Raw genomic sequence first — 5,371 nt, 5'->3', positions numbered from 1 at the left:
GAACAGCGACCCCATGAAGGCGCCGGCGAGCCCCGCCGAGGCCAGCGAGCTGCGCGAGTCGGTATTGACGAACAGCGAGGTGCTGAAGGACTGGCGCAGCACGTCCTCGTCCTGCAGAACGTCGATCCAGGCGCGCGACTGGGGGCTTAGCTGCTGGCGGGCATCCGGCAGGTCGCGGTCGATGTTGCCCTTCACCCAGACGTCGACGTCGGCGCCGGCGAGCATCTTGATCGTCACCGTGTCCCCCAGGAGCGAAGGATCGGCGATGAAGCGGTCGCGCAGCGCATAGCGCTCGCCGGAGGCGACCAGTGCGCGCAGATCACGCAGCTGGCGCGGCTCGACCTCCTCGCCCAGCGCACGCTCGAGGGAGGCGTCGATCAGCGACTGCCAGTTCACCAGCCCCGCCTGGGTCATCCACTGGGTATGGCGCTCGTTGAAGGCGTACGGGGTTTCGCCGGCCTCGCGCACCGGCGCCGGCGGCAGGTCGATCACCTCGGGGTCGAAATGGATCTCGGTGTAGAGCGTGGCCTGCCAGAAGGCGGGAATGCCCTTGGTGAGGATGCTGGCGAACAGGATCGTCACCAGCGTGAGCCCGACCAGCACGGCGGCAAGCCCCAGTCGGCGAAAGCCATTCTCCTTGCGGTGCCGTCGCGCCAGCGACTTCTCAATCGTGGTCAGGCGGTGCTCGCGGCGCTGCTCAATCGATAGGGTCATGGTCACTTACTCGTATTGCTGGCGGTATTTGCGCACCACCACCAGGGCGATGACGTTCAGCCCCAGCGTGATCACGAACAGCGTCAGGCCCAGGGCGAAGGCCACCAGCGACTGCGGGCTGGCGAAATCCATGTCGCCGGTCAGCTGGTTGACGATGGTCACGGTGATGGTCGACACCGCTTCGAAGGGATTGGCGTGCAGCACCGGGTTGTTGCCCGCCGCGAGCACCACGATCATGGTCTCGCCGATCGCCCGGCTGGCGGCCAGCAGAAAGGCCCCGACGATGCCGGGGAGCGCCGCCGGCAGCACCACCTGGCGGATGGTTTCCGACTTGGTGGCGCCGAGCCCCAGCGCCCCGTCGCGCAGCGACTTCGGCACCTGGGTGATGATGTCGTCGGACAGCGACGAAACGAACGGGATGATCATGATGCCCATGGCGATCCCCGCGGTCATCGCGCTGGTGGTGCGGATGTTGATGCCGACCAGATCACCGAGCATCGACAGGAATGGCCCGATCACGGTCAGCGCGAAGAACCCGTAGACGATGGTGGGAATGCCCGCGAGGATCTCGATGATCGGCTTGGCGACGCTTCTGAGCCAGGGCGAGGCGTACTCCGCCATGTAGATCGCGGTCATCAAACCGACCGGAATCGCCACCAGCAGCGCGATGACGCTGACCATCAGGGTGCCCCACAGAAGCGGCAGCAGACCGAACTGGCCCTGGGCGCCGGCACCTGCGGAGCTGAAGCGCGGGTTCCACACCGTGCCGAAGAAGAAGTCGGCGGGATGGATGAAACTGAAAAAGCGCAGCGCCTCGCCGAGCATCGACAGCACGATGCCGATGGTGGTGAAGATCGCGATGGCGGAACTCGCCCCGAGGGCGATGGTGATGACGCGCTCGACGTGGTTGCGCGCCTGCCAGTGGGGCGAGATGCGCCGCCGGGCGAAGACCAGCCCGATCACCGCCACCACCGCCGTCACTGCCGCGAGGCTCAATTGGCCGATGGTCTCGAGCCGCGCCATATGGGCGGCAGCGGCGAGCTCTTCGGGGCTTCCGCCACCGGCGACGCCGCGCCCGTCGGCCAGCGCCGCGATGCGCCGCATCAGGGTCTGCAGCTCGCGATCGCTCAGCGACCCCACCAGATCCGCCGGCAGCTGCTGGAGAACCAGGGTATCGATGAGCTGGGCGGCGAAGATAGACCACAGCAGGAACAGGGCGAACGCCGGCAGGCCGCACCACAGCGCCACCAGCGTACCGTAGTAGCCGGGGCGGGAGTGCAGGCGCACGTCGCGACCGGAAGCCACCGCGCGACTGCGCGTCAGGCCCAGGTGATATGCCAAGGCCATCAGCATCAAGAGCATGGCTATCAAGGCAAGATTGCTCATTATGTCTTCGCCTTTTGACTCAATATTTAAACGCCGACATCAAGCACGTTGATGTCGGCGCGATCTTGGCTTGACGCTCGAGGTTCGGCGAGAGCCGGATTACTCGGCGCTGACCACGGTGCGGGATTCGAAGTTCTCGAGCACGTCGGCACGCTCGCCTTCGTCCATCGGAATCAAGCCGGCGTCTTCCAGGGGGCTGCCGAAGCCGGAGATCATGTCGTTGAGGAAGTACTCGGTGTACTCGGCAAGGCCCGGGATCACGTCCAGGTGCTCGCCCTTGACGTAGAAGTAGAGCGGACGCGATACCGGGTACTCGCCGGAACCGATGGTCTCGAGGCTCGGCGTCACGCCGTCCATGGTCGCCACCTGCAGGCGGTCGCGGTTCTGGTCGTAGAAGCTCAGGCCGAACACGCCCACGGCGTTGTCCTGGGCATCCAGGCGCGCCAGGGTCTCGGTGTAGTCACCGGCGATCTCGACGATACGGCCATCGCCGCGCAGGTTGTTGCAGGCGTCGTCCTCGATCTCGCCCACGCTTTCGCAGCCCGGGTGGATCACGCGCTCTTCGAAGACTTCACGGGTACCGTGGTTGGAGGCCGGGATCACCAGCGTGATCTCCTGATCCGGCAGGCTGTCGTCGATCTGCGACCAGTTGGTGTAGGGGTTGTCGACCAGTTGGCCATCCTGCGGCACCTGGGCGGCGGCGGCCTTGAAGACGAACTCCGGCGTCAGCGCGAACTCGTTCTGGTCCAGGCGCGAGGCGAACACGATACCGTCGTAGCCGAACTTCACCTCGATGATCTCGTTGACGCCATTCTCGCCACAGCTCTCCACTTCGCTCGAACGGATCGGGCGCGAGGCGTTGGCGATGTCGATGGTGTTCTCGCCCACGCCCTGGCAGAACTGGCGCAGGCCGCCGCTGGAGCCGCCGGAACCGACGACCGGCGTGTTGAACTGGGAATAGGTGTTGCCGAACTCCTCGGCGACGATACTGGCAAACGGCAAAACGGTCGAAGAACCCGCGATCTGGATGGTATCGCGGGCCATGGCGGCGGCGCTGGCGCCGGTGGCGAGCGCAGCTACTACGGCAACACTAAGCGTCTTCTTGGTGACATTCATCGTCGCATTCCCCTCGAGTGTGAAATCCAGCCCTCTTACGCTGGAAGCGGTGGCCTTCTGGCCTTCGACACCGAGGAGTCTGCCGCGCGATGATTGCAAAAATATGACAGCGCCGTTCGATGCGCCTTTTTTCGTCGTGGGGGCGCGCATGGCGCCTTATTGCGCCGCGCACAAGAAAACTGCAACAAACGCCGCTTACCCTCGAAAGCCTTCCTCACTGCACTTTCGAGCTCCCATGATCACACCGCCGCTTTCCCATCTTTCTCTTCGTACGCTGGCCGTCGTGGCGCTGTCGCTGGTCACGATGTGCGTGCTGGCCTTCGCCCTGCTCGCCTGGAGCGTGATCGAACAGGGCCAGCGCGACCTGGCGCTGCTCGAGCGCGTCAACGTGCAGCAGGCCTCGTCGCTCAACCGGCTGCACATCGCCGGGCTCGAAGGGCTGCACCGCCTCGATCGGGCGCTCGAGCGCCAGCTGCGCCCGTCGCTGGGCGACCCGGTCGAGGCGCTCGCCGCCGTCGAGCGCGAGATAGACGAGATGCGCAGCGCCCTGGCGAGCTTTCTCGACGCCACCGTTAATCATCCGGAGCGCGACGAGATCAACGCCCGCGCCACGGCCTTGATCGAAGCGCTCGGACGTCAGCTCGACGCGGTGCGCACCGGCGACCGCGGCGGTTACCGCGAGCTCACCGCCGAGGCGCTGACGCTCAGCCAGGCCTTCACCGAGGTGGCTCGCGGCTTCTACGAACAGGCGGACCGTCAGGGCACCGCGCTTCTGGCGAGCGCCCAGCAGCGCGCCCTCATCCTCGGTCAGGGGCTGCTCGCGGGGATCGTTGTGGCGCTGGGCGTGCTGGCGGCGATCGCGCTGATCGGCCAGCGCCACTTCCTGCGCCCGATTAAGACCCTGGTTCGCCATCTGCGCACGCTCGCCCAGGGAGATCTGAGCGGCGAGATCACCCGGCCGGGCAGCAACGAGATCGGCCAGCTCTACCAGGAGCTCGAGAGCATGCGATGCTCGTTCACCGCCACCGTGGCGAGCCTGCACGAGCAGAGCCTGGCGATGTTCGACAGCGCCCAGCGCCTGGCACTGGGCAACGAGGAGCTGGCGATTCGCACCCGTGCTCAGCATGCCTTTCACGAGTCCACCACGACCCACCTCGACGAGCTGACCACGCATACCGCCTCCACCGCCGACCATGCGGTGAATGCCTCGAACCTCACGGCCACCGCCACCGCCCAGACCGGCGAGGGCAGTCAGGTGATGGGGGCTTTCCTCGACACCATGGAACATATCCACGCCCGTGCCCGTGAGGTCGACGGCATCGTCGGCACCATCGACGCCATCGCCTTTCAGACCAACATCCTGGCACTCAATGCCTCGGTGGAAGCGGCGCGCGCCGGTGCCAACGGCAGGGGCTTCGCGGTGGTGGCCGAGGAAGTGCGTCAGCTGGCCACGCGAAGCGCAGAAGCCGCGCAAGAGATCAAGACGCTTCTGGCCGATTCCACGAAGAACATTCAGCAGGGCCATGCGCTGTCGGAAAAGGCCGGCGATACCATGCGCGAGATCGCCGCGACCACCGACCGCGCCAACGGCCTGATGGCGCATATTGCCGATGCCGCCCAGGAGCAGCACCGCCATATCGAGAACCTCAACGCCACCCTGGCCGAGCAGACCCGCGTCAACCGCGACAACGGCGCCCAGGTGGAGAGCAGCGCCCGCGAAGCGCTGGCGCTCGAGAAGGTCGCCGAGCAGCTCAGGGAGGTCGCCGGGCGGTTCAAGATCGAAAGCGCCGCTCCGGCGGCCTTCGCCTGGCGCCACGACCCGGCTGCGCGGCAATCCGCGCCGGGCGATATTCACAGCCCCCAAGCCTTGCTAGAGTAGAACCATCTCGAACAAGGAGCCCTGCATGAGCCAAAGCCTACTTTCCCAGCTCAAGAGCATGACCAAGGTCGTGGCGGATACCGGCGATCTCGAGGCGATCCGCCGCTTTCGCCCGGAAGACGCCACCACCAACCCGTCGCTGATCCTCCAGGCCGCCCAGCAGGAGGATCGCCGCGCACGGCTGGCGGCGATCGCCCGCGAAAGCGCGGACATCGACGAGGCGGTGGATCGCGTCGCGGTGGACATCGGCTGCGAGATCAGCGAGCTGGTGCCGGG

5 protein-coding genes are annotated in these 5,371 nt (G+C 66.2%); 2 read left to right on the top strand and 3 right to left on the bottom strand.

Translation table 11 applies throughout. The features are described 5' to 3' along the window. The 3 genes from BIS11_RS10095 to BIS11_RS10085 form a co-directional block, all read right to left on the bottom strand. The coding region (locus BIS11_RS10095; protein WP_253586002.1) for a DUF3333 domain-containing protein at positions 1-714 on the bottom strand (714 nt) is incomplete at its 3' end. Between the two features lie 6 nt (positions 715-720). Next, entirely contained in the window at positions 721-2,100 is a 1,380-nt protein-coding gene (pstC, locus tag BIS11_RS10090) for a phosphate ABC transporter permease subunit PstC (protein ID WP_253424432.1), read from the bottom strand. Between the two features lie 99 nt (positions 2,101-2,199). Further along, entirely contained in the window at positions 2,200-3,216 is a 1,017-nt protein-coding gene (locus BIS11_RS10085) for a substrate-binding domain-containing protein (protein WP_253424435.1), read from the bottom strand. Between the two features lie 235 nt (positions 3,217-3,451). On the opposite strand from BIS11_RS10085, the gene BIS11_RS10080 reads away from it, so the two are divergent. Together BIS11_RS10080 and BIS11_RS10075 are read left to right on the top strand one after the other, a co-directional pair. Beyond that, the gene (locus BIS11_RS10080; protein ID WP_253424439.1) at positions 3,452-5,095 is read left to right on the top strand and encodes a methyl-accepting chemotaxis protein; all 1,644 of its coding nucleotides are present in this window, start codon (positions 3,452-3,454) and stop codon (positions 5,093-5,095) included. Positions 5,096-5,120: 25 nt separating this feature from the next. Next, positions 5,121-5,371 (top strand): transaldolase family protein (locus BIS11_RS10075; protein ID WP_301286441.1); only part of this gene is annotated, 251 nt, incomplete at its 3' end.

Source organism: Halomonas sp. 707D4 (genome assembly GCF_024158685.1).
Classification (GTDB): Bacteria; Pseudomonadota; Gammaproteobacteria; order Pseudomonadales; family Halomonadaceae; genus Vreelandella.
This window is presented reverse-complemented; position numbering and strand designations above follow the sequence as displayed.

Coding starts and splice junctions, on each gene's coding strand:
- pstC (WP_253424432.1), bottom strand. CDS start 2,100: ATGAGCAATCTTGCCTTGATAGCCATGCTCTTGATGCTGATGGCCTTG.
- BIS11_RS10085 (WP_253424435.1), bottom strand. CDS start 3,216: ATGAATGTCACCAAGAAGACGCTTAGTGTTGCCGTAGTAGCTGCGCTC.
- BIS11_RS10080 (WP_253424439.1), top strand. CDS start 3,452: ATGATCACACCGCCGCTTTCCCATCTTTCTCTTCGTACGCTGGCCGTC.